General features: G+C 49.1%; 15 protein-coding genes. 10 read left to right on the forward strand and 5 right to left on the reverse strand.

The window, feature by feature from the left end; genetic code table 11:
• The first annotated feature begins 191 nt into the window (after positions 1–191).
• The 6 genes from B036_RS0105405 (at position 192) to secDF (ending at position 12,016) form a co-directional block, all read left to right on the forward strand.
• Complete coding sequence (locus B036_RS0105405) at positions 192–464, forward strand: hypothetical protein (protein ID WP_020567671.1); 273 nt, start codon at positions 192–194, stop codon at positions 462–464.
• 62 nt (positions 465–526) lie between these two features.
• Positions 527–1,264, forward strand: a complete 738-nt coding sequence (locus B036_RS0105410) for a hypothetical protein (protein ID WP_020567672.1) — start codon at positions 527–529, stop codon at positions 1,262–1,264.
• Between the two features lie 158 nt (positions 1,265–1,422).
• Positions 1,423–3,825 carry a TonB-dependent receptor gene (locus tag B036_RS0105415; RefSeq protein WP_211217370.1) on the forward strand — a complete coding sequence of 801 codons (2,403 nt, stop codon included), beginning with the start codon at positions 1,423–1,425 and terminating at the stop codon, positions 3,823–3,825.
• A gap of 123 nt (positions 3,826–3,948) precedes the next feature.
• A complete protein-coding gene (locus tag B036_RS0105420; protein WP_020567674.1) occupies positions 3,949–5,988 on the forward strand; it encodes an NADPH-dependent 2,4-dienoyl-CoA reductase in 2,040 nt (679 codons plus the stop codon).
• Between the two features lie 160 nt (positions 5,989–6,148).
• Positions 6,149–8,644 carry a T9SS type A sorting domain-containing protein gene (locus B036_RS0105425; RefSeq protein ID WP_083926142.1) on the forward strand — a complete coding sequence of 832 codons (2,496 nt, stop codon included), beginning with the start codon at positions 6,149–6,151 and terminating at the stop codon, positions 8,642–8,644.
• 318 nt (positions 8,645–8,962) lie between these two features.
• Positions 8,963–12,016 (forward strand): protein translocase subunit SecDF, encoded by a 3,054-nt coding sequence (secDF, locus tag B036_RS0105430; RefSeq protein WP_020567676.1) that lies wholly within the window; start codon positions 8,963–8,965, stop codon positions 12,014–12,016.
• A gap of 662 nt (positions 12,017–12,678) precedes the next feature.
• On the opposite strand, the gene B036_RS0105435 is transcribed toward secDF, so the two are convergent.
• A complete protein-coding gene (locus B036_RS0105435) occupies positions 12,679–13,659 on the reverse strand; it encodes a TerC family protein (RefSeq protein ID WP_020567678.1) in 981 nt (326 codons plus the stop codon).
• A gap of 299 nt (positions 13,660–13,958) precedes the next feature.
• Between B036_RS0105435 and smc the strand changes: the two genes are divergently transcribed.
• Positions 13,959–17,510 carry a chromosome segregation protein SMC gene (smc, locus tag B036_RS0105440; RefSeq protein ID WP_020567679.1) on the forward strand — a complete coding sequence of 1,184 codons (3,552 nt, stop codon included), beginning with the start codon at positions 13,959–13,961 and terminating at the stop codon, positions 17,508–17,510.
• Between the two features lie 286 nt (positions 17,511–17,796).
• Here the strand turns inward: smc and B036_RS0105445 are convergent, their stop codons facing one another.
• Positions 17,797–18,375 carry a hypothetical protein gene (locus B036_RS0105445; RefSeq protein ID WP_020567680.1) on the reverse strand — a complete coding sequence of 193 codons (579 nt, stop codon included), beginning with the start codon at positions 18,373–18,375 and terminating at the stop codon, positions 17,797–17,799.
• A gap of 256 nt (positions 18,376–18,631) precedes the next feature.
• Here B036_RS0105445 and B036_RS0105450 point away from each other — a divergent pair, with 256 nt between their 5' ends.
• The gene (locus tag B036_RS0105450; RefSeq protein WP_020567681.1) at positions 18,632–19,462 is read left to right on the forward strand and encodes an AraC family transcriptional regulator; all 831 of its coding nucleotides are present in this window, start codon (positions 18,632–18,634) and stop codon (positions 19,460–19,462) included.
• Between the two features lie 385 nt (positions 19,463–19,847).
• On the forward strand, positions 19,848–20,285 hold the full coding sequence (locus tag B036_RS0105460; RefSeq protein ID WP_020567683.1) for an SRPBCC domain-containing protein: 438 nt from the start codon (positions 19,848–19,850) through the stop codon (positions 20,283–20,285).
• Between the two features lie 371 nt (positions 20,286–20,656).
• On the opposite strand, the gene B036_RS33430 is transcribed toward B036_RS0105460, so the two are convergent.
• The 3 genes from B036_RS33430 to B036_RS28180 form a co-directional block, all read right to left on the reverse strand.
• Positions 20,657–21,346: an SRPBCC family protein gene (locus B036_RS33430; protein ID WP_157472044.1), complete on the reverse strand. Its 690-nt coding sequence runs from the start codon at positions 21,344–21,346 to the stop codon at positions 20,657–20,659.
• Positions 21,347–21,401: 55 nt separating this feature from the next.
• The gene (locus B036_RS0105475) at positions 21,402–22,016 is read right to left on the reverse strand and encodes a Crp/Fnr family transcriptional regulator (protein ID WP_020567686.1); all 615 of its coding nucleotides are present in this window, start codon (positions 22,014–22,016) and stop codon (positions 21,402–21,404) included.
• Between the two features lie 69 nt (positions 22,017–22,085).
• On the reverse strand, positions 22,086–23,291 hold the full coding sequence (locus B036_RS28180) for an adenylate/guanylate cyclase domain-containing protein (protein ID WP_020567687.1): 1,206 nt from the start codon (positions 23,289–23,291) through the stop codon (positions 22,086–22,088).
• 342 nt (positions 23,292–23,633) lie between these two features.
• Here B036_RS28180 and B036_RS0105485 point away from each other — a divergent pair, with 342 nt between their 5' ends.
• Positions 23,634–24,620: a YARHG domain-containing protein gene (locus B036_RS0105485; protein ID WP_020567688.1), complete on the forward strand. Its 987-nt coding sequence runs from the start codon at positions 23,634–23,636 to the stop codon at positions 24,618–24,620.
• Positions 24,621–24,735 lie beyond the last annotated feature (115 nt).

The raw sequence follows: 24,735 nt of genomic DNA on the forward strand, positions 1-24,735 counted from the left end.
TGCCGGGAAAGGATGGAGGAGCAATGGGTCAGGGCCGTGCGACCCGAATGGATGCTTCCTCAAAATTCGGGTGCCGGTTGTTCCTCCAGTTGTAAATGAAGCGTTTTTCTAACGCTGGCTGGGGTTAAAAGCGCCGAAATAAGACCGAAGGCTAAATCCCAGGCAAGCGCTTACATTTGAGGTAAAAAAGTATGCCAAAATTTAAGGAATTCATCGGTCAGGAAGTACTCAACCTGGCCATCGGTTACCTGGCTGGTTTGTTGGCTTCCAACCTGGTCACTACATTTTTCGTCAAACGGGGAATCGGCAACCTATGGGGCCTTACCTCCGGTCGTGATGCCCTCAAACGGGATACCTACGACTGGCTGTTGTTCATCAGTTCTTACGTGATCGGTCTCGCGGTCATGATCGGCGTGCAGTACGGGATGAGGCGGTTGCGCGGTCAAAAGACGGAAACGGTCTGATGATCAATCCCATGCAGCGAATTTCACCTGGAAACGTTCCTACTTCTAAACCCTGTTTATTTATGAAGTACTGCTTTTTCTGCTTGTGCCTGCTATTGACGGCCGGCGAACTCTTTGCCCAGAGTAATCCTCCGGCCCGCGTGAGTAAGCGCTGGCTGGAGAGCCTGGATTCGACCACCCAACGCGAAGTGCTGGAGGAAAGCCGCTTCGCGGCCGGCACAGATATGGAACGGGGGTTCGGCCTGCACCTTATGCCCTTCAGCTTTATCAACGTGCTGCCCCGCCTGCGACTGGGCGCGCAGTTCAAAAGTAACCGGTTCAGTTACCTGCTGGACGTTGAGTATGGCTTTGATCGCTCTTCTGACTTACCAAATGACCTGGCTAAACGGGATTATAGCTTTTTTGGTCTTCGACCGGAAATACGGTACGATGTAGGTAGGAATTACCGGGATGTTTACGTCGGCTTAGAGTTGCCGGTGACCTTCATGGAGCGTAATATTCAGGGCAGGTTCACTACGCTGGAAGGAGACCGGTTATCCGTTGATGTTGCCCGACAAGACCGTTTCCGCCTATCGGCTATCGGCAAAGTTGGTATTCAGCGTCTTATTGGCCGTCACCTTTTCATTGATGTATACACGGGGCTGGGTGTTTTTTTAAGGGACGTGAAATACACCGACCGGGTAGGCGTACGAGAAGACATTGACGATTTTGAAGAATGGGGATTCTTCGGCCCGGTGCAGGAAGGCAGGCGGTGGTTGCCGGAGATGGCACTGGGGTGTCGGGTCGGATGGTGGTTTTGAAAGGGGGAATTATTGAGGTCTTGAGGAGAACCAGGCAGAAGTATAATTTTAGAGTCGGAGCTATTTAGAAAAATTTCTAATAAAGGAAGAAGCGCAACAAAAACTGCCTGTTTTTCTTAGACGGTTAATTCTTCGAAGCCCCCTTAAAGTCAAACTCAGTGAGATACCTCTACGCCTTTATACTTATCTTAATGCTTTCAACGGTTGGTTTTACGCAGCCTGGAAGTGCTGTAGTTGCATCCGGTAGGGTGATTCAGGAGGATAATGAAGCGGTTCTCTCTTTTGCTACCGTGATTGCCTACTCCGCCGCTGACAGTTCCATGGTGACGAATGCAACCACTGACCTGGATGGAAAATTCTCCTTTAATATCCAGCCTGGCAGCTATTACCTGGTGCTCCAGTTTCTAGGTTATGAGAATAATACGCTATCGGATATAATCATCCCCGCTACCGTAAAGAAGAAAGATCTGGGCCAACTAACGATGCGACAAGCTGGCGTTGAGCTTGACCTTATTGAGGTTACGACCGAACGCAGTAGTATGGCGCTAAAACTGGACAAACGCGTCTTTACCGTTGGAAAAGACCTTACCAGCGCGGGTAGTACTGCGGCCGACATTCTCAACAACGTACCCTCCGTAACGGTGGATACCGAAGGAGCGGTGAGTCTGCGGGGTAGTAACGGTGTGCGGATTCTGGTGGATGGTAAGCCTTCAGCTATGCTAAGTTCCGGAGATCTTGACGCACTTCGGAGGATGCAGGGAGACATCATTGAATCCGTCGAAGTCATTACCAATCCTTCAGCCAAATATGAGGCGGAAGGGGAGGCCGGGATCATTAACATCATTCTCAAAAAGGATAAGAAGAAGGGCTTCAATGGTTCCTTCGGTGCTAACGTCGGGGTTCCCGAAAATTTTGGAGCGAGTTATAACCTTAATTATCGACGCAATAACCTCAATTTCTTCTCTAATTTCGGCGTCGGCTACCAACGTACTCCGGGAGGCGGCAGTGCTACCCAGCGTTTCTTCGACGAAGGAGGCCGGCTCGTGGATGCCTTCGATAGTCAGACCGACCAGGACCGCGGCGGACTCGGCGGTAACCTCCAGTTGGGGCTGGATTGGTACCTCTCAGAACGAAACGTGCTCACCGGCTCACTGCTCTACCGTAAATCTAGCGACGAGAATTTCGCTACCGTCACCTACCGGGACCTCAACAGTTCGGGCGATGTGACGGATACCACCATCCGTGAAGGCACCGAAGATTCCAACAACGAACAGCTGGAAACGGCGCTCTCTTTCAAACGTACTTTTGACCAGAAGGACCGGGAATTCACCATCGACTTCAAGTATATTCTTGATGATGACCTTGAGCTTACCGATTTTACCCAGACCAGCACGATACTTGAAGATAACAGACTGCAAAATGCCAGTAATACTGAATACGAAACTAATCTGCTACTCCAGACAGATTACGTGCATCCCTTCAACGATAGCCTCAAGCTGGAGGGAGGTCTGCGGACGGCGCTAAGGACGATCAGAAATGCTTTTCTGGTGGAGGAGGCCGATGCCGCCGGCCAGTTCATTCCCCTTTCTGATTTCGACGACGAATTGGAGTACACCGAAAATATCTACGCAGCCTACTTCATCGGTTCCGGAGAATTTGGTAATGTGGGGGTTCAGGCTGGATTGCGTGGAGAACTATCGGATATCAATGCAACCTTATTAAAGGCAGAGACTGAGAGCCCGCAAAATTATTTCAGCCTTTTTCCGAGCGCATCAGTGTCTTACCAGTTGGCAGAAACAACACAGATTCAAGCGAGCTATAGTCGACGTCTTAGTCGTCCCTATTTTCGCCTGCTGCTTCCCTTTTCTAATTTTAATGATCCTCGTGGTAACCCAATGGGGAACCCTTCATTACGACCTGAATTTACCGACTCCTACGAAGTTAGCGGGTTGCGTTATTTAACTAAAGGTTCCGTCCTTGCGAGCATCTACTACCGCCGAACAACGGGAGTCATCGAACGATTGGTCCTTCCTAACGGAGACGGCACTACCACTCGCTTCCCGGTTAACCTTGCTACACGAAACGCATTTGGTGTTGAATTTAATTTTAATTACGACCTGAACGATTGGTGGAAGGTAAATGCTGATTTTAATCTTTACCAGGCCGACATCCAGGGGAGCTACCAGGAGCAAGATTATTCCGCTAATATTGCTTCCTGGAGTGGCAGGATCAATAATCAGGTTGAGCTAAGCAAAAAGCTGGATTTTCAAATTTCTTTTGATTACCAGGCACCCGAAAATAACGCCCAGGGCCGTACCCTTTCTCGTTACTCATTAGATATTGGAGCGTCACTTGACGTGCTACGAGGAAAGGGATCACTTACCCTTAGCGGCCGCGATATCTTTAATACCCGTATTGAACGTCGCATCGTCGACCTCCCGGGCTTCAAATCGGAAAGCAATTTTCAATGGCGTCGATCACAAAGCGTAGTGATGGGCTTTGTCTATCGATTAAATCAGGACAAACAACCCAAAGGACCGCGAGCTGATGAGTCCAATTAGCCGATTGGCAGATCCATTATCCGTATGGGATATTGTTGCCAGACTTTACCTGCGATGATCTGGTGGATTAAATGTCCTGCGAAAATTCGCTAATTAGAGAAGGAGTCCTATTTTCACCAAACCATGCAAAACCATCCAACCTACCCCCGACTCCTCGAACCCCTTGACCTTGGCTTCACCACCCTGAAAAACCGGGTGTTGATGGGCAGTATGCACACCATGCTCGAAGATATTCCAGGGGGGCATGAACGGTTAGCCGTTTTCTACGCCGAGCGCGCGCGCGGCCAGGTAGGGCTCATCGTTACCGGAGGCGTAGCCCCAAATAAGGCCGGGCTGGCCTTGCCCGTCGGTCACCCGCTTGATAATGAGGACGAAGTTTGGAAGCACAAGGTGGTGACCGATGCCGTCCACGCCGAAGATGGCAAAATCTGTATGCAGATCCTGCATACCGGTCGCTACGGTTACTCTGAGCACAACGTCTCCGCGAGCGACACCAAGGCACCGATCTCACCTTTCCCCGCGCGCGGACTGACCACGGACGAAGTGGAACAAACCATCATAGACTACGTAAAATGCGCCCAATTGGCTCAACAAGCGGGTTACGATGGTGTAGAAGTGATGGGGTCTGAAGGTTACCTGATCAACCAGTTCATTGTCAGCAAGATCAATCGAAGGGACGACAAATGGGGTGGGCCCTACGAGAACCGGATTCAGTTTCCCCTGGAGATTGTCCGGCGGACACGCGAAGCCGTTGGCGAAAACTTCATCATCATCTACCGGCTTTCGATGCTCGATCTGGTGGAAGGTGGCAGCACCTGGGAAGAAGTGGTGCATTTGGCCAAAAAGATTGAAAAGGCTGGCGCTACGATCATTAACACCGGTATCGGTTGGCACGAAGCACGGGTGCCGACCATTGGCACCGTGGTACCCCGCGGCGGTTTTGCCTGGGTGACCAAGCGGATGATGGGGGAAGTCAATATCCCCCTGGTGGCCACCAACAGAATCAATTCTCCTGAGGTTGGAGAACAAGTATTGGCCGATGGTTGCTCCGACATGGTGAGCATGGCAAGGCCTTTCCTGGCCGACGCCAACATTGTAGCCAAGGCCATTGCCGGCAAACCTGAGGAGGTTAATACATGCATTGCTTGCAATCAGGCGTGCCTCGACCATACCTTCACTCTGCAAGTCAGCAGTTGCATCGTCAATCCCCGTGCCTGCCACGAAACGGAACTGGTCATTGCACCTGCGTCCGCGCCCAAAAAACTGGCCATCATTGGCGCCGGACCCGCAGGAATGGCTGCCGCAGCAGTGGCCGCCGAAAACGGTCACCAAGTCGATCTCTACGAAGCGAGCGGTCGACTCGGTGGGCAATTCAACATGGCGACGATCATCCCCGGCAAGGAAGAATATCAGCAGACGATCCGCTATTATGGCGTGATGCTGGAGAAATTCGGGGTAAACGTTCACCTGAATACCAAAGCAACGGCAGAAATGCTGACGGGTAAAGGGTACGACGAGGTGGTCATCGCCACCGGCGTTACGCCCCGTAAGCTGGACTTCCCGGGCGTTGATCATCCCAAAGTACTCGACTACGCCGAAGTGCTGGCCGGAGGCAAGCCCGTAGGAAAGTCCGTAGCCATTATCGGTGCCGGTGGCATCGGTTTCGACGTAGCTGAATTCCTTAGCCATGACTTCGATCACCCTTCCGTCAGTCTCAGCGTCGAGGACTACATGAAGGAATGGGGCGTAGACATGGACTACGAACGCGGTGGCTCCCTGGCAACTGCGCCGGCACCGCTGCCTTCTCCCCGGGAGGTGTTTTTGCTGAAGCGATCCAAAGGCAAGCACGGCAAAGACCTTGGTAAAACCACCGGCTGGATCCACCGTAGCAGCCTGACCATGAAAAAGGTCAATATGCTGGCCCAGTGTACCTACGAGAAGGTGGATGATGCCGGGCTGCACATCACGGTGGCTGGTGAACCCCGGGTACTGGACGTGGAAAACGTGGTTATTTGCGCCGGCCAGGTGCCGCTGCGGGAATTGGCCGACAAGCTGGAAACGAGTGGGATAAAGGTTCAATTAATCGGTGGCGCCCGCAACGCTAAGGAACTGGACGCTAAGCGGGCGATTAAGGAGGCTTTTGAGTTGGTGGCGGGGTTGTAATATAGTGGACAGCGTACTGTAGGGAATTTATTTCGCAAAAGTTTTACCGATATCGAGTAAGACTCACGATATCTTTAGGAGTATGATTTTAAGTGGCTTTTCGTAGGTAAAGTTGTAAGTTTGTGAGACCTATTTACAACTTACCTAAAGCAATCTATTAATGTTAAGATTCTTATTGCCAATAGTCATGTTAATCATGACTAGCCTTTCTCTTTTTAGTCAAGAGGAAATCTTTCGCAAATATTACGGCCTGCCTTATCCCTGGGCGGAAGAAAAGGGATTCTCCATTGAAAAAACCGGAGAAGATGCCTTCGTACTCATAGGCACCAGGGAAAATGCTGAGTCTTCAAGTAACGACATCGCCTTCTGGACCATTGGCCCAACGGGAGGTTTTATCGACAGTACCGTGTGGGCACTACCTAAACATGAAGAACTACTGGAAACTTTTGGTGGGCCAGATGGCGGATTCCTCGTTGTCTATAATAGTGGATATTACAATGAACAAGATACGGTCAATTTGGCCTATTTTAACGCGGACGGTAGCCTAAGTTGGAATCAGTCGTTAATTGATCACGACGATCTAAGGGGGGGGATCAGGGGGCTTGACTTTATCAGCTCGACGGAAGTGGTCCTTGTTTATGCTGAAAATGGAGATTTCCCGGAAACGGCACCTAAAGTAGCCAGCGTGTCGGCCACCGAAGGACTCGTGCCACTTTTCACCTATCTTAATAATGGTTTCTCGGAAATATGGAGTCTTGAACGGCAGACGGATGGTAATCTTCTAATGACGGGAGGTCGAGGAGACGAGGTTTTTGTTACCCTGGTCACCCTAACTGGTGAAGTCCTTTGGGAACAATTATTTAAGTATGCTGTCAACGATCCCAATGCGCGTGCGTATGAGTTTCTCTCATCTGCTCACCGCCCTCCTGGTGATTCGGTAATTGTGGTTGCGGGAAGAAGGGACCTGAGCCGTGCTTTTATCACTATGGATACTTTGGGTAATCGAATTGAAGAGCACCTGATATCAGGATTAACCGATTTTCATGAAGGAGAAAGGGCGACCTGGTACGGAAAAAACAAAGTGTTCATCAATAATCCTGTTGACCAATACTATCAACTCATTGAATTAAATAATTACGTCCCAACTAACACCTTTGTGGAAGAAAGCAGATATGTGGATGGTTTTGAATTATTCGGTTCGTATTATATAGAGAGTCGTGATATTATGCTCTCGGCGCTCTATGATGATGGTGATCAGGCTTTCTCGCGGTTTGATAATTCGGACCAATCTTTAACGTTTTTTAAAGGAGGAAGCGCCTGGTATGATGATGAAGAGAACGCACGCGGGATTGTTGCACTTCCGGATGGCAAATTATTGCTACAAACCGTCAGTGCAGGTCCAGATGGTCAGGCCGGTATAAGCTTTTGGACCATCGACTCTTTAGGCGAGCTACTTGTTGAACGCACAGTAGTCAACAATGGAGCATTTGTGGTGCCAACAAGGGACGGAAATTTCCTGATTCATCATCGCAATAACACGGGGTTAGTGGTAACCAAAGCGGACCCGGCAGGAAATGAGTTGTGGAGGGCTGAACCCGAAACGGACCAAATTGGTTTCAGATCTAATTTTATAGCAGACCTTGGGCAAGGGGAATTTGCCTTTTCGGAAAGCAAGTTCACCATAGATGATGAAGGTAGTGGTTATTTCCGCTCCAGAGTTGTTTATGCCGATTCTACCGGTGCAGAATTGAATTCTTTTTATACGGAGCGAACGGGATTTTTTTCCTGTATGCAGGTAGACCAAGAAGGCAACCTTCTTATTGCTGGATCCTCGTATGAGGATGACAGCACTCTTGTTGTTAGCTATGATCTTACAAGCGGGGTGGAGAACTGGAGGAATACCTACCAAATTCCGAACTTTAACTTCTCATCAGAGACGAAACTGCTTTCTATGCGCGACGGGGCAATTGGGGTTTTAAACTATATTGGTCGTAGAGGAAGTATTGAGGATAGGCAGCTTGATTTTAGAAAATTAGGTGCTGATGGTGCTGATCTTGGTAGGATAGTAATAGAAAGTGGACATTTTATCCCCTATGGACATCAACTGGCTCAACGACCCAATGGTAAGGTTACGCTGGTGTTTGGCTACAACACCAGGAGGGTAGGCGACCCCCAATTACTCCGCGTTGTAGAGGTTGATCCGGTAGCGATGACGTTAGTAAACACATTCGAATTTTCGAACTTTTATACGAGTATATATCCCGCAGATATTGCTTTCGTCGATACAGCCCGTACAGCCGTTATCGCCACTGGCTACGCTTCGGAAACAAGCATTTCCAGCGACGTTTTTGTTATCGTTTTTGATTCAGAAGGCAACATCACCGATATAAGAGGGCAGGAGGCCCTGCCGCTGGAGGTAACCATGAGCCCTAACCCGACGCCGGATGTGCTCTGGATTACTACTTCAGGAACCGCGACTACTGGACCGCTTAGTGTAGAACTGTTCGATGTATCCGGCCAGCAGCTGGTTCGCAAAGAGTTCACTACTCCGGATCAAACTGAACTGGATCTGCGCCCATTTGCTGCTGGTACCTACTTTGTGTTGGTGCGCGATCAGCAGGGGCGTTCCGTTACCCGCAAGGTGATCAAGCAATAGTCCTTGGAACTATCTAAGGCTCCCTGCCTCCGTCGAGGAAAGCCCGCCTTTGGTAGACTAAGCGCTTCCTCTGCACGGTTCCCCGCAAAAACTTTTGCATATTTACTGGTAACTGCTGGTATAAACGAACTATTCGTATATTTGCAGCCATTTCGCGAAAACCGGGTCTGGGAGGCTCCGGTCTGGCGATTGCCGGGTTTCATACCGTTGGCCTTCGTAAGGAGGCTTTTGTTATGTAAACCGGCAGCTTCACCCTTTTTCAAATAGTGTTGGTCCTACCATAGGGTCGGCCCACGCTGAACCTAAATTTTTATCATTATGCAAGGTAAAGGAATTATCAAATTCTTCCTTGTGGTCATGCTGATCGTGACAGCCGTACAGTACCTCTACATCATTCCCACCAATGGGGCAGAAAATGATGCCGAAGACTTTGCGACAGAGCAATCAGGAGAGACCGAAGGAGAGGAGTTTCGCGCTAATTACGCGTTCTACCTCGACAGCATCTCCGATCAGGAGATCCTTAAAGTACCCGGATTCAAATCGTTCACCTACCAGGACCTTAAGTCTAAGCAACTTAACCTGGGACTCGACCTTAAGGGCGGCATGGCCGTCGTTATGCAAGTCGATCTGGAGGAATTTCTCCACGCATTAGCAAGGAAGACGAAAGACAACATATTTGAAGAAGCAACTACTAAAGCCTCCCAAGCTCAGAAGAATGCACAAGATGATTACATCGCCCTGTTTGCTGATGCGTGGCAGGAAGTTCGTGGCACCAAGACATTGGCCCCTTACTTCGCCACCAACGACGCCCTTCGCGACGAAATCACCACCTCTACTTCAGATGCAGAGGTCATCCGTATTCTTCGCGAAAAAGCAACCGAAACCGTTAGCCTGACCTACGATCTGCTTAAAAAGCGTATCGATCAGCTGGGCGTTGTCCAGCCTAACGTCAGCCTCGATGCCGACCGCGACCTCATCCTCGTGGAACTTCCCGGTATCGAGAACCCGGAGCGTGCCCGTACTTTCCTTCAGGCAGCCGCCAAACTGGAATTCTACCACGTTAAGCGTGTAGACAACTCCGACATCAATGCCCTGGTCGCTCTTGACCAGCAGCTGGATCGTGAGGCGAAGATCAAAGCCGGCCGCGACAGCAACTTCGTTGAAGTCAAAACCTGGCGTGTAGATACTACCTACGCCCTGGATACCCTTGGTAACCTGACGGATCAGATTGCTAACATCGACTCAACTGAAACCACTAACCAGACTGCCGGACCACTGTTCAGCCTTTTCAGCCCCAACACGGGTAACCTGGGCCAGGCTGTTCTCGGTATCGCAACGGAGAGTAACCTGGACACCATTACCAAGCTGCTGGAATCTCCTGCAGTTGCCCGCCAGTTCCGTGGTGTGATCTTCCGTTGGGAAGAAAGCCCACTACCTGGTGAAAATGGAGAAGCCACTGACCTTTTCGCCCTTTACCAGTTGGAAATGCCCCGCTCCGGCGAGGCGCTGCTGACCGGTGAGGCGATTACCAGTACCAGTTCCGGCCCTCAGCCCGACGGTCAGGTAGCCGTAAACCTCAGTATGAACTCTGAAGGCGCCCGCACCTGGGCCCGGATGACGACCGAGGCGGCGAACGACCAAAATCGGCAGGTAGCTATCCTGCTTGACGATAAGGTTGTCTCTGCACCACAAGTAAACGGTCCAATACCCGGTGGTAACACTGCCATTACCGGTAACTTCGACGTACAAACAGCTACTGACCTGGCCAACATCCTGCGGGTAGGTCGACTGCCTGCGCGTCCGGAGATCATCCAGGAAAGTATCGTCGGTCCATCACTCGGTGCCGCCAACATCAACAGTTCCATTACGGCCCTGCTGATTGGTTTCGGCCTCGTACTGGTGTTCATGATGTTTTACTACGGTGGTGCCGGTATCATTTCGATCCTCGCCCTGCTGCTTAACCTGATCTTCATCTTCGGTGCCCTGTCCAGCTTCGGTACGGTCCTTACCCTTCCGGGTATTGCCGGTATCCTGCTCACGATCGGTATGGCCGTTGACGCCAACGTAATCATTTACGAACGCGTACGGGAAGAACTCCGCGCCGGCAAGACAGATCGAAACGCCATAACCGACGGTTTCAGTAACTCTTACTCTGCCATCATCGATGCGAACGTAACCACCTTGTTGGTGGCCGGTACGCTTGCATGGTTTGGCCTTGGCCCCATCAAGGGCTTCGCTGTAGTACTGATCGTAGGTGTAATTGCTTCCGTCTTTACCGCCGTACTCGTTGGTCGCCTGGCCATCGAATGGTGGTTGGACCGTGGCAAGTCCCTTTCTTTCTGGACTGCTCCGAGTAAGAACCTCTTTGCTAATGTCAACATCGACTGGATGGGCAAGCGTAAGTTTACTTACACGCTCTCTGGCCTGATGGTAGTTGCCTCCCTCGCTTCTGTCGCAACTCGTGGTTTCGACCTCGGTGTCGACTTCAAGGGTGGTTACAGCTACGTAGTTGAGTTTGACCAGGACATCGACAGCGAAACGCTGCGTACTGCCCTGACCGAACCATTCGGCGGTGTACCTACCATCAAGGCGGTTGACAGTGACAATACTTACAACATCGTGACGAACTACCTGATCGACGCCACCGATAAGATCGATGGCAAAGAACCACAGGAAGTTGTGCTTGAGGCGTTGTTCACCGGTGTTCAGACAGCTACTGGCGACAGCGGCATGTCTTTTGACAATTTCAGCCATACTGAGAGCGACAGCGGTACCCATATTACCAGTGTAAGTAAAGTAGGTCCTACCATTGCCGACGACATTAAGCGTTCCGCTTTCTGGGCTGGAGCCATTGGTCTACTCTTGATCTTCTTGTACCTCCTGCTTCGTTTCAACAAGTGGCAGTACTCGTTGGGTGCCATCCTGGCCCTCGCGCACGATAGCATCATTGTACTTGGTATCTTCTCCTTCGGCTGGGCTCGTTTCGGCTTCAACATGGAAGTTGATCAGGCCTTTATCGCAGCTATCCTTACGGTAATCGGTTACTCGATAAACGATACAGTAGTTGTATATGACCGTATTCGGGAATACCTCAACACCTATGTGAGCCGCGGTAAGACCGAGGTGATCAACGGTGCCATCAGCAGTACGGTATCTCGTACCGTTATTACCTCCGTCACTACGATGATCGTGGTCCTCGTGCTCTTCCTCTTCGGTGGTAGCAGCATCAAGGGCTTTGCCTTCGCACTGTTGGTAGGTATCATTGTTGGTACGTACTCTTCCATCTTCATTGCTACGCCAATTGTCCACGACCTTACTGAGGACATGGAAGCAAAGACGACTGAAGCGACTCCCGTAACTTCGAAAGCCTAAACGTTTCCTCCCAGACGTTTAAGGTTTAATAAAGAAGCCCCTCTTGCCATTGGCAGGAGGGGCTTCTTAGTAGCTAGCAACTAGTTCTTAGCTCCCTAGCCCCTGGCTTCTAAAGTGGCGCGGTCGCAGGTGCAATGGGAAGTTAAAGAAGCAAGGAGCGGCCCCGGACGAAGCTACCTCCGGTAGCGAGCGGAAACGTTGGCCTCTGGCCGCGTGGCGGTGTTGCGTTGAAAAGCGAATTAGTGACCAGTGGACTGATTCAGCAGTTTCGTGAATCAAGGCGTTATCACAGGGGCGGGGCTTGCCCCAGCCCCTAAAGGCAGATTGGATTCGCCGTTCGCTTAGCGAACGAATGAAGCGTTTTCAGGGTGTCGATACGGACTGGGACAAGCCCTACGGACTGCACACATTTTTACATGGCTCCCCGTTACACCTCCCTGCCGGGGGCTTTCTTTTCGCTTCGCGGCTACTTCGTGGTGAAGGCCAAAAGAAACAAAAGCCTTTGGCTGTGCCGATGTCTGATCGTGAACCTCCAGCCGAAAAACCTAAAATGCAAAAACTCGCCTTACCGCTTTGAGCCTTGCTTAACAGCCTTTCGGTTCTCCCCGACAGCCTGCTAGCCAGATTTAAGCACAGCGTGAAAGGCGGTTCGCCGCGAAACGCTACAGCTCGGGCCTAGAGTGCCCTTCGTCCGGGATGATTTCAACGTTTTTCGCCTTGTCTGGCTGCGACAGCGAGTAAATAACCCCGCCAGCCAACAACCCGAAAATGACCACTAGTGATATCCAGTCTTCCGGGTGCCAGACCTGGTGGAGCATCATCTTTACACCTACGAACAGCAGGATTAAAGCCAGGCTGTATTTAAGGTATTCGAACTTGTTGATCATCGAAGAAAGGACGAAATACAGGGAGCGAAGGCCCAGGATAGCCAGGATATTGGAAGAGAAGACCAAGAAGGAATCTGTAGTAATACCCAGTATGGCAGGGATGGAATCAACGGCGAAGATAACATCCGTGGTTTCTACCATAACGAGGGCGATGAACAGCGGCGTAGCTGCCCGAACGCCCCTGCGCTTGAAGAAGAAATCGTGGCCGTGATAATCTGACGTAACCGGTATGACTTTTTTTATGTACCGGATAATTGGATTTTCCGAGGGATGAATGTCTTCGGCATCACCCACTACTTTGTAGGCACTGTATAGGAGTAGCAGCCCAAAGACGTAGAACATCCAGTCAAATTGCTGCAACAGGAATACGCCGGCCAGAATCATCAGCAGGCGAAATACTACTGCTCCGAGGATTCCCCAGAACAACACCCGGTGCTGGTATTGAGGCGGAACCTTAAAGTACCTGAAGATGACGGCAATGACAAATACATTGTCCATGCTTAAGGACAACTCCACGAGGTACCCCGTGAGGTAATTGATGGTGGCTTTTTGCGGCGTTAAGGTGGATTCGATCCATCCATTTTGATACACCAGATAAATGACGCCACTGAAGGACAAAGCGATTGTGGTCCACAAAGCGGTCCATTTCAGGGCTTCCCTGGTTCTGGGTACGTGGTCTTTCTTATTGAGGACAAAAAGATCGAGAAAAAGGAGTAGGCCGACGAAGAGGAAAAAACCGATCCAGATGATGGGCATGAGGGAGGGGAGATAAATCGCTAAGAGCGGATTTTCAAACAGGTTCTAAAGGTATAACGGGTAACTTTGATATAAGTATGGTTTGGCAATTGATTGCACTTTTATCTTTCAATTGCACCTGCGGCCGCGCCCTAATCAGGAACTAAGAACTGGAACATAGTAACCAGGGAACTAGCAACTAGTTTTTAGTTCCTGGCTTCTGGTTCCTGAAATGTGTAAAACCCTGTGGAAATCCTGCGGAAAACTTCCGGCCGCCCTGACTAACAATCTACCGGTATAACATTCTACCTTCGCCCTCTATGCGTCTACGCCAACTTGAGATAAAAGGCTTCAAAAGCTTTGCTAACCAGACGGTCGTCAATTTTGATGAGGACGTCATTGGAATCGTAGGCCCTAACGGGTCCGGAAAGTCGAACATCGTCGATGCCATTCGGTGGGTTCTGGGCGAGCAGAAAGGTAGTGAACTGCGGCTGGACAAGATGAGTTCGATCATCTTCAACGGGACTAAAAGTAAGAAGGCGGGTAACCTGGCTTCCGTCAGCCTGACCTTCGACAATGATAAGGGGTTGCTGCCTACAGAATACAATACGGTGACCATCACCCGCATGTTGTACCGTTCCGGCGACTCCGAATACCGCCTCAATGGGGTTCAGTGCCGGCTAAAAGACATCACCAGCCTTCTGCTGGATACTGGCATTGGTTCCAATTCTTACGCCATCATTGCCCTCGGTATGGTGGATGATATCCTTTCGGACAAGGACAATAGCCGCCGAAGGATGTTTGAGCAGGCAGCTGGGGTCAGTAAATACAAAGCGCGTAAGCGGGAGACGCTGAATAAGCTGAAGAACACTGAAGGCGACCTCGACCGGATTGAGGACTTACTGCACGAGATTAATAACAACCTCGTCAGCCTGGAAAAGCAGGCTCGCCGGGCCCGCCGCTACCTGGAGCTGAAAGCCCAGTACAAGGAACTCAGCCTGCAGCTCACCCAGGTAAAGGTTTCTGCCCTGCGGGAAGACTACGGTAAACTCAAAGGCCAGATTACCGAAGCAGAGGATAAATACCGCGCTACCGACGTTAAAATCCGAACCCTGGAAGCTAACCTGGAAGCAGAACGTGCGAAGCACGTTGACAAGGAAAAACTGCTCGGTGAACGCCAGAAGAAACTCAACGAGCTGGTTAACGAACTGCGAGGCCTGGAAAATGAAAAGCAGATGCTGGCCCAGCGCAAGACTTTTGTGCGCCGGCAGACCGAGAAACTCCAGCAGGATATTGCCACCGCGGGTGGGCAGCTGACCGACTTCGTTTCCCAAATAGAGGAAATGGATCAAAAGATTGCCGTTGAAAAGGAATTGGAGACGGAGCGAAAAACGGGGCTTGACGCTGCGGAAGAAGCACTGAAAGAAATCCGGGCCGGACATGAGTCGTTAAAGGGTCGGCTGGATGAGGGGCTCAAAGCCCAGCAGGAAGAGGAACGAAAGATCTTCGAGTTGGAAAAGCGGCGTGCCATCAACGGTAATCAGGTGGAGAACTTCAAATTCCAGATTGAACGCAATGCCGGCGAAATGGATGATCGGCGGGGGGAGAAAGAGAGTTTGGAAACCGCGCTGAAAGAACTGGAAACGGAAGAAGCTAAGCAGCTTAAAGCGATCGAGGCACTGGAAGTTCAGGAAACCGCACGCCTTGACGCACTCGACAAGGCTACGGAGGCAGTTGACCGGCTGCAGAACGAAGAAAGCAAAATCAACCGTGGGCTCGACGCCCGGAGGAATGAGTTCAAGCTCACGAAGAGCATGATCGACAGCCTGGAGGGCTTTCCTGAATCCATACGCTTCCTCAGCCAGAGCAAGCAGTGGAAGGAAGATCCGCAGTTGTTGTCTGATCTGGTGCTGGTTGATCAGGATTATCGGGTAGCCATCGAAAACTATCTCGAAAGTATCCTGAATTACTACGTGGTGGAGGACGCCGGGGAGGCGGCCCAAGCCATCTCTTTATTGAGCAAAAGCCAGAAGGGTAAAGCAAATTTCTTCCTCCTCGATGCGATTCCTGGCTACCAGGGCGGGCCTGCGCTGTTACCTCCGGGAACGCGCCTGGCCACCGACGTCGTTAAGGTCGACAAAGTCTTCCAACCCCTGCTGGACCACTTGCTGCACAATGTACTGGTAACCGATACCGACGCCCTCCCCGAACGGCCACCGGAAGGCATCACTGTGTTGACCCGAAGCGGACGGTTTATCCGTCGTCCATTCTCCGTTAGTGGCGGTAGCGTGGGGCTTTTTGAAGGGAAGAAAATTGGTCGGAAGAAAAACCTGGAGGTGCTTGAAAAAGCCATTGAAGCGGCTGAGAAACAGGCCCGGGCCATCGAAAAAGAGCTCTACCAGGAGCGCAATAAACTAAACGAACTGCGGCAGCGCCGGGTGGACAAAGACATCCAGGAAAAGCAACGCGAATTAAGCAGATTGCAGCAGAAGCGTGCGGGGCTACGGGCCCGGGTGGAGAGTTTTGTGAATTACTTCACCGAAACGCAGACTAAAAACGATAACCTGGATAAACAGGTGAAGGAGATTGTGAAAACCAATGCTGTCATCGTTAAGGACCTGGAAAAAAGCCAGGCTGAGGTAGAAAAAATGCGGGAACAGCTGGCTGGTACCGACGGTAATTACCGCCAGTTGAGCGAGCAGCTCAGTGAAGCCAGTGCTGCTTACAACCAACAGAACATTCAGTACATCCAGCAGCAAAACCAGGTACAGACCCTGGAGCGGGAACTAAATTTTCGCAGAAATCGACTAAAGGAGCTTGGTGACCAGGATGTAAGCAATAAAACGCAGCTGGAGCAACTGGCTAAAGAGGCCCGTCAGTTTGAGGAGCAGGAGAAGGTCCAGGCCAAGAACCTGGAGGTGATGTACGCCAATAAGACGGAGTACCAGACTACTTTGAATGCGGCCGAGCAGGATTACTTCAGTGCGCGGACGACGATCAACAGCATGGAAGATGAGCTGAGGCGGGAGAACCGCTTCCGGCAAGATGGCCAGATTTTGGTCAATCAGCTCAAGGAAAAATTTACGGACATTAAGTTCAAAATCAATGGTTTAGCCGAGCGGCTCAAAATTGAGTTCAACATTGGACTGGAAGAGCTTGGACAGCTTGAAATCGAAGAATGGGTCGGAGCTACCGGTGATCTTGAAGTGAAGGTCGACCGCCTGCGCGGCCGCATTGGAAACTACGGGGAGATTAACCCGATGGCCGTGGAGGCATACGATGAGATGAAGGAACGCCACGACACCATCTCCAAGCAGCGGGACGATATCGTGGCCGCCAAGGCTACGTTGATCAAAACCATCAAAGAAATTGAGAACAAGGCGACGGTGCAGTTCCTTGACGCCTTTGAGCGGGTGCGGACGTACTTCATCGACGTATTCCGTAGCCTGTTTACCGAGGACGACAATTGTGACCTGATCCTGCTGGACCCGGAGAACCCGCTTGAATCCAAGATTGAGATTGTCGCTAAGCCTAAGGGAAAACGACCCACTACGATTAGCCAGTTATCGGGTGGAGAGAAAACACTGACGGCTACAGCTTTGCTGTTTGCGTTGTACCTGCTGAAGCCAGCCCCGTTCTGTATTTTTGATGAGGTTGATGCCCCGTTGGACGATGCGAACATTGCCAAGTTCAACAAGATCATCAAGAAGTTCAGCAAAGACAGCCAGTTCATCATCGTCACCCACAATAAGCTGACGATGGAGGCGGTGGATACCATTTATGGCGTTTACACCAACGAGCAGCAGGGTAGTGGAGTGCTGCCGGTTCAGTTCAAGGAGCTGGAGGGGAGTATGGTTTTTGAGGCGGCCTGATCTAGGCACTAGAAACCAGGAGTTAGTAGCTATCGTTTGGCATTAGGGTAGGCCAGCTAGTCCTGCTCACTTGCTTTTAACATCGGTGCTTCCGCATTTGCTGAAGGCTACTTTACGGGCTACTATTGGAGGCATTTAAAGAAGGCTGGGTAGGTAAGCGCTTGCTCCGGGAATAGGGTGGGGCGGCGCAGCGCAGGTGCATAAAAAGGTATAGGGCAAGGATGGCAACCCTGCTTTTACACCCTTGCCTGCATCCCGCGCCCGCGCCGTTATGTAGACATAATACTTACCGTCGATATTCGAATTTCCTGATGGCTTTTTCCTGCTTACGAACATTGTCGTAACTGCCGTCAAAAGTGAACTTCTTTGATGAATTCCCGATAACAAGGCCTATAATGCCACCCACAACAGCCCCCGGAATCATCATGAATGCGCCTATTTCTCCGGGGCCACAAGGGCCTATTGGCTTTACCCTTATGGGAGAGCCCAGAAAATATACCGTTCGATAGCTGCAATCATCACCTTGCCCCGCAAGCCAACCGACCATGTAACCAGTAGCTACGCCGCCAAGCACGCCCAGGATAGCGCCAGTAGTACCGCTGCCTTTTTTTCGAAGTTTGATGGCATCTACGGAGGAAAACGGCCTGTGGATCAATGCACTGGGCTGCTCTAAACCCATTACCGTGTTGGCCAAATAGAGGCCAGTGGAGTCAAGGTGCTGAAAGTAGCCGAAGTAGGAGCTTTCTCCAGAGAAGACTTTAATCTTGCTTACTACTTTACCCGGCTTTGACTGTCCGGATAAACTTAGCGAGAGTAAGAGAAGGCTACTTATGAGAAGGAAGATGCGAGACGAAAGGAAATTCATAGCAGTACACTTTTATAGTGAAAAAATCGAGTGCTACAAACTTGGTCTCTAAGGGGGAATGATTAACCTGAAACTGTCATTAAGACATTGCAGAAAGATTGGTGGCAGGTAAATTTTTTGCTGCCTAATGGCTAAGATAACGATTTAGCGATTATTGACCAAAATGACTTCAAACAGCAGATGACTCAGTAAAATGTTCTCCAGCTCCTACTTTTTTGGTTTGGCCATGTTCCACAAGTAATTATCATTAGCGTCCATGCACCATCTATACAGAGAATCAAAAACAAAAGGCATCCTCCACCTATGGCAGGGCGACAATAACCTGCACCGGGAGGCTTTTGCTGAGGATGCAAGCTATATGCTCACCATCGCCTGGAACCGTGGTGCCACACAGACTTGTTGGGTAGATGATGTTGCCCATCAAGTACCGGCCAACGGCCTCATCCTGCTGATCGATCAGCAAACTTACCGTTTTGAACGACCTGAAAATATTACCGCCTGGGGTTTTAACCGGGAGTTCTACTGTGTGATCGATCATGATGCAGAAGTGAGTTGTGTGGGCTTCATCTTCTACGGATTCCCCAGCCCCATGGTGCTGGAAGCGGATGAGAAAACCATGAAGAAAATGGAGTTGTTATTGCCCGTTTTTGCAGACGAGTTTACGACTCCCGACAACATCCAGGGGGAAATGTTGCGCATGCTCCTCAAGCGACTGATCATTATCATCACCCGGGCCGCCAAGGTGCAGCTACTACCCGAAGACACGATCGCTCCGGAATACGACCTCTCCCGGCAGTACAGCCTGCTCGTAGAGAAACACTTCCGGGAACACCACCAGGTGGCGGATTATGCTTCGATGCTGTTTAAGTCGCCGAAGACGTTGAGTAACCTCTTCAAGAAACTGGGGCAGAAGACCCCGCTACAACTCATCCATGAACGCCTGGCGCTTGAAGGGCGCCGGCTGCTACTGTATACCGATAAGCCGGTGGGGGAGATTGCTGATGAATTGGGCTTTCTGGAAAGTGGGCATTTTAGCCGGTTATTTAAGCGGGTTACCGGGGAGTCGCCTAGTGGGGTAAGGGGGTAGAGGCAGGTTTACTTTTTGGCCTGATCATTATGGAAAAGTAACGATGCTTTAGCTTTAGGATGCTTGTTGCGTGTGCTGGAACTATCGTTCAATAAGTAGTTCTGTGTTGCTTTCGAGCCCCACCAAATGGATGTCGAAGATCAGATTACGACCCGTGCTGGCGAGAAACTCATTTACCCAAGAGAGCATTTGGTGAGTACCCCCGATGTTCACTACGCTGGTATTGCCTATTGGTACTAGGATGGATATGTTTCATAAAAATGAGAATAGACGTCTACGCTAAAGATAATGCTTTTTTTGTCGCAAAACACCCCTCGGATTGTCGATATTACACCCGCCCGGGCAAGAATTTAACACCCATCTTTGCATCAAAACAATATAAGCAATGGAACCAACCAGACCAAAAACAATCACTGTTGAAACAAAAGTCGATCGTCCGATCGCGGAGGTCTGGACCTATTGGACCGACCCATCACATATCGTGAAATGGAATTTCGCAAATGATGATTGGTGCTGCCCAAACGCTAAAAATGAGCTTAATGCCGGTGGGGAATTTTCCTGGCGTATGGAGGCCAAAGATGGATCCATGGGTTTTGATTTCAATGGAAAATATTCAAAAGTAGATCCATTAAAAGTGATTGCAGGACAAATAGAAGATGGACGAAGCATGCAAGTCCAATTTGAAGATCTTGGGGACAAGACCTTGGTCACGGAGATCTTCGAGATTGAGGATACTAATACCGCCGAGCAACAGCGGGGCGGATGGCAATCCATACTGGAGAATTTTAAAAGGTATGCGGAAGGTCATAGTAACAACCTCTGAAACAAATTAATCCCGACGAAATTAATTCGCAATGAGTAAATTCAATCCAGTAACATGATACAGCCCAAAATTTCTCTTGGTGATTACGGATTTATGGTCCTGGGCAAGGATACCGAGGGTAATACGTTTGGCTTACACTCCATGGTATAAATAACGCTCTTAATTACTTATGCTATGGCAAGTTCAACTCCCAGGTCAGTTGATGAATACATGCAGAGTCTATCACCCGAGATGCAGGTAATTCTAGCGCCCATCCGAGACACAGTTTTCGAAGCTGCACCTAATGCAGTGGAAGGCATAAGTTACCAGATACCTACGTATAAGCAAGCCTAGCGAATGGCTTCCGTTCTTCCTTATTTATTCCACCTGATTCAGAAGCTGTCCGGTACGCAGGCCATTTTTCTGATTTTTTCCAGTCCTTCAACTAAAAATTTAACCACCATTTTATTGACCAGCCAATGCGGCATTTTTTTAGCATCGAATTGTACACTATTTATGGCTTTGCAATGGCTGCCAGCACCTGGTGAAAATTTCCAGGAACCTCTGAAGACTTGAATTCGAGATAGCTTTTTAGATGGCGGTGGAACTGACGCGTCCTCCCAGCCTTCTTGCCAATTAACCCCTTCGGCAGAATTTTCGGAATCTTGAAAGAAGAAATAACGGACGCTCATTTCTGTATCTTTAAAAGGAAAGGGTTCATTGTGAATGACGTAGGTTAAGAGACTGTCCTTAGAAGCTCTGACAATTTCATAGGTAGGGAATTTTTTACTATTCGAATCACTAGCCAGATTATAAATATCTTGCTTAAATGAAGACATACAAGCTTTTGGAGACGATCTTATTCCCCCTTCGATTTTGTATTCTAAGAAATTTGTATCAAATATTTTTCGAGTGGATATCACCCAGGTAGGATCGTCGCTTTTGTCGGCTTTTACTATTTTCCATTCGTGTTTTTTCCACTCTTTAATGCTTTTATCTCTAGGTGATGTGCAGCTGTGGCAACTAAATATTATAAGCAGCAGGAAGAGGAAGTGGGAAGCAGTTGCAATTCTGTTATTCATGTTACAGGTTTTTTGTCGATCAAAGGTATGCCTCGACGAAAAGCCTGCCATTCACTTAAGTTAATTTCGTCACAGTAGGATGGAGCGTCTTAGGTTTTTTCTTCGTTAACCTTTTCCGTATTCGACTCAACGACTGTGGCTTGATGCCAAGATAGCTGGCAATCTGGTGTTGCGGCACCCTGTCTAAGAGAAGGGGCCTTGTTGCAAGTAGATTGAGGTACCTTTCTTCAGGCGATGACGTAACAAATTGGCTCCACTCTTCTTTTGCACTGTTTATTTTTTCTATGGCAATTTCTTGAAAAACAGCATCTAACCTTGGAAGGGCTGCACGTATCTCCTCCTCAAAACTCTGGTTGCTGATGGTTAGAATGCAATCTTCAACGCACTCCCAATAGAATTTAGAGGGTTTACTGTTGCGGGAATGAGGCGTGAATGTATCTCCTTCCATAAAGAACGCAGTTGACTTTTCCTCTCCATCTTTTATTATGTATTCTCTAACACAGCCTTTTACTACCATGTAGCATTTTGTCGGAATTTGTCCTTCTTTTAGCAAGAGTGTACTTTCTTTAAAGTCGTCGACAATGGTCATTTTAACGATTATCTCAATTTCCTCCTTGTTGAGCATTTTTATGTTGCTGATTAAGGATCTTATTTTTTCTTTTAGGTGCATTGGTTTAAATTAAAACTGACTTGTAAATTGAGTTCTGGCTGACCTGTTTTTTGAGGCCAGTACCGATTTTCAGGATACATCGTAAATAAGAATAGGCTCCTGAAATCCTTTAAGTTTTGTTCTCATTTGCCCAATTGGATGAATCCAGTCCGCATTTTTACGAAAAGTAGATTCAGATGCCAAAATTTGATTCGGAATGGCCAATGATTCTAATCTTGATGCAATATTTACGACCTCGCCAACTACTCCGTATTTCATTCTCTTTTTTGAACCGATGTTTCCAACAATTAGATGGCCGCTGTTGATCCCTATGCCCATTTCTAAGGATGTCAAGTTCTTTTTTAGCAGCTTATTGTTGACCTGCTTCATCGCTTCTTGCATCTCCCTTGCACAAACAATCGCTTTTTTAGTACAATCCTGAACGTGATTAGGTGCGCCAAATACAACCAGAATTCCATCGCCCATTATTTCGTTGATGTATCCTTCATGTTTGTGAATTATGGTGAACATTTCATCAAAATACAAATTGAGGATCTCGACAATAACGTTAGCCTCGTATTCTGAAGAAAGCGAAGAAAAACCTCTTAAGTCACTCATCAGTATGGTAACAAACCTATCCTCGCCGCCTAATTTTGGTTGTTGTTCCTCATTGATCACGCTATCCAATAGTGATTCACTCATATATTGTCCGAACAACTGCTGGTAATATTGCTTAGATTGTAATAACCCTTTGTTTAAAGATTCTAATTTCTCCTTTGATTCTTGAATTTGGCTTTGAATGCTCCCTAATTTATACATCCGAAGTCGTTCTACCAGCAGTTTTCCTAAGGCTTTAAAAACATTTAATTCTTCCTCGTTAAGCTTTCTTGGAATAGTGTCTGCTATGCAAAGTGAGCCAATATTGTTGCCCAATAGGCTGGTTAAAGGAAAACCTGCGTAAAATCTGATTTTTGGATCATTGACTACCATTGGGTTGTCAAAAAATCGTTCGTCTTTTAGGGTGTCTTCAATTATGAAAATTTCATTCTGTAGAATTGTATGTCCACAAAAAGAGGTTGATCTGTCGGTTGAAAGGTTACTTATGCCACAAGAGCTATGTATTATTTGTTTTGTGCTTTCAATAGATGAAAAGTAGGCTATAGGTACATCCAGGCATTTCGATACAATCAAAACAATCCTTTCGAAGTGTTCAGCCTTATCAAAGGATGTTAAGTTAAGTGCAATGGTATCCGCCAGTCTTTCTTCTTCATTTTCTGGGAGTAGTGGTTCTTTCATTTCTTAATGTTTATAACCCAATTAACGACGTATTGTACTGGGGCCATCTGTCAAAAGAGGTGTAACCTCATCCATGCTAGTAAATACTAAGCTTTTGCAGAGTTGATTTTCGTGGTCGCGAATATCGGACTTTTTCGACCGTTTTCTTATCGTGTAGGTGCTGAAAATGGGAGGAAGCCATGTAGCCTTGCCCTAGCACCTCCAGCGAACTGGTCGGCTTAGGATGCTAACGACTAATGAAGCAGAGTATATTGCCTAGCCGATAGTACCGCCTATGACCTTCCCACCGGTTCCGCTTCTTTCAGTCCTGCTAATTTCATTTCCAAGCCCTATTTTAGCCCAATGAAACACCCCTTCCTTTCCATCCTTATCCTACTCTTCCTGGTTCAATCCTGCGGTAACCCCATTAAAGACGAGGGAGCAATAGTAGATGTAGAACAAGGAACCGATGTCGTCGAAACTCCGGTGCCTGAAGCGCCCGCACCCGTTCCAGCTACCGAAGTCGGGGACAACAGCGAAAACGAAGAATACCTGGGCAGCTGGGTAGGCTATTTCCGCAAGGACACTGGAAATGACGGAGATTATGACGACCGCAGCCTATTTCTGGACGAAGGTTACGTCTGGGATCGGGAGAATAAGATCAATCTCTCTATCGACAAGATCATCGGGGACTCCGTCATCGGCCACAGTGTGGTGGCGGGCAATGACCGCCCCTTTTACGGGCGGATGGGCCGGGATGGCATCGCTGATCCGATGACCTTCAAGGTGCGGGAACCAGGCGATGATAAATACGACGGTGCCTTCACCTTCTACATCGAAGACGACGTCCTGGAAGGCACCTGGCTGGCCTACGGCAACATCAACATTCGTAAGCGCAGGTATCAATTGGAGAAAAAAGAATTTGCCTATGACCCCGACATCATGATTGAATACGCTAAGCAGTTCGTCGACTGGACTAATAGTATCGAAGAAAAGGTCACAGAGGACTATGGCGACGGCGAGTTTGAAGAATGGATGCAAAGCCAGTACGCTACGGCAACCGAGGCCATCTACGAGATCAATGCCTCCAATCGCAGGTTGAAGAAAAGCGAAGTAGACAACCTGAAGAAAGGAGATCTCACCATCATTCGCAACACCATCTACGCCCGCCATGGCTACTCCTTCAAAAACCGCCCGCTGCGGGTATTCTTTGACGCCCAGCCCTGGTATATCCCCATTCATACCGACATCCGGAGCGATTTCACCGACCTTGAAAAGGAAAACATTCGCCTGCTGCTAAAATACGAAAAGAATGCAGCCGAGTACTATGACTCTTTTGGACGGGGGTAAGCCTGAAGGTGAGGTTTTCTCATTCGCGATGAGAGGATTAAAACTTGGCATGGTTCTCCAGAAGTCGCCTCTCCCTCGGTCCTTCTCCCCCGGAGAGGGGTGACCCAAGCATTTG

Source organism: Neolewinella persica DSM 23188 (genome assembly GCF_000373105.1).
Classification (GTDB): Bacteria; Bacteroidota; Bacteroidia; order Chitinophagales; family Saprospiraceae; genus Neolewinella; species Neolewinella persica.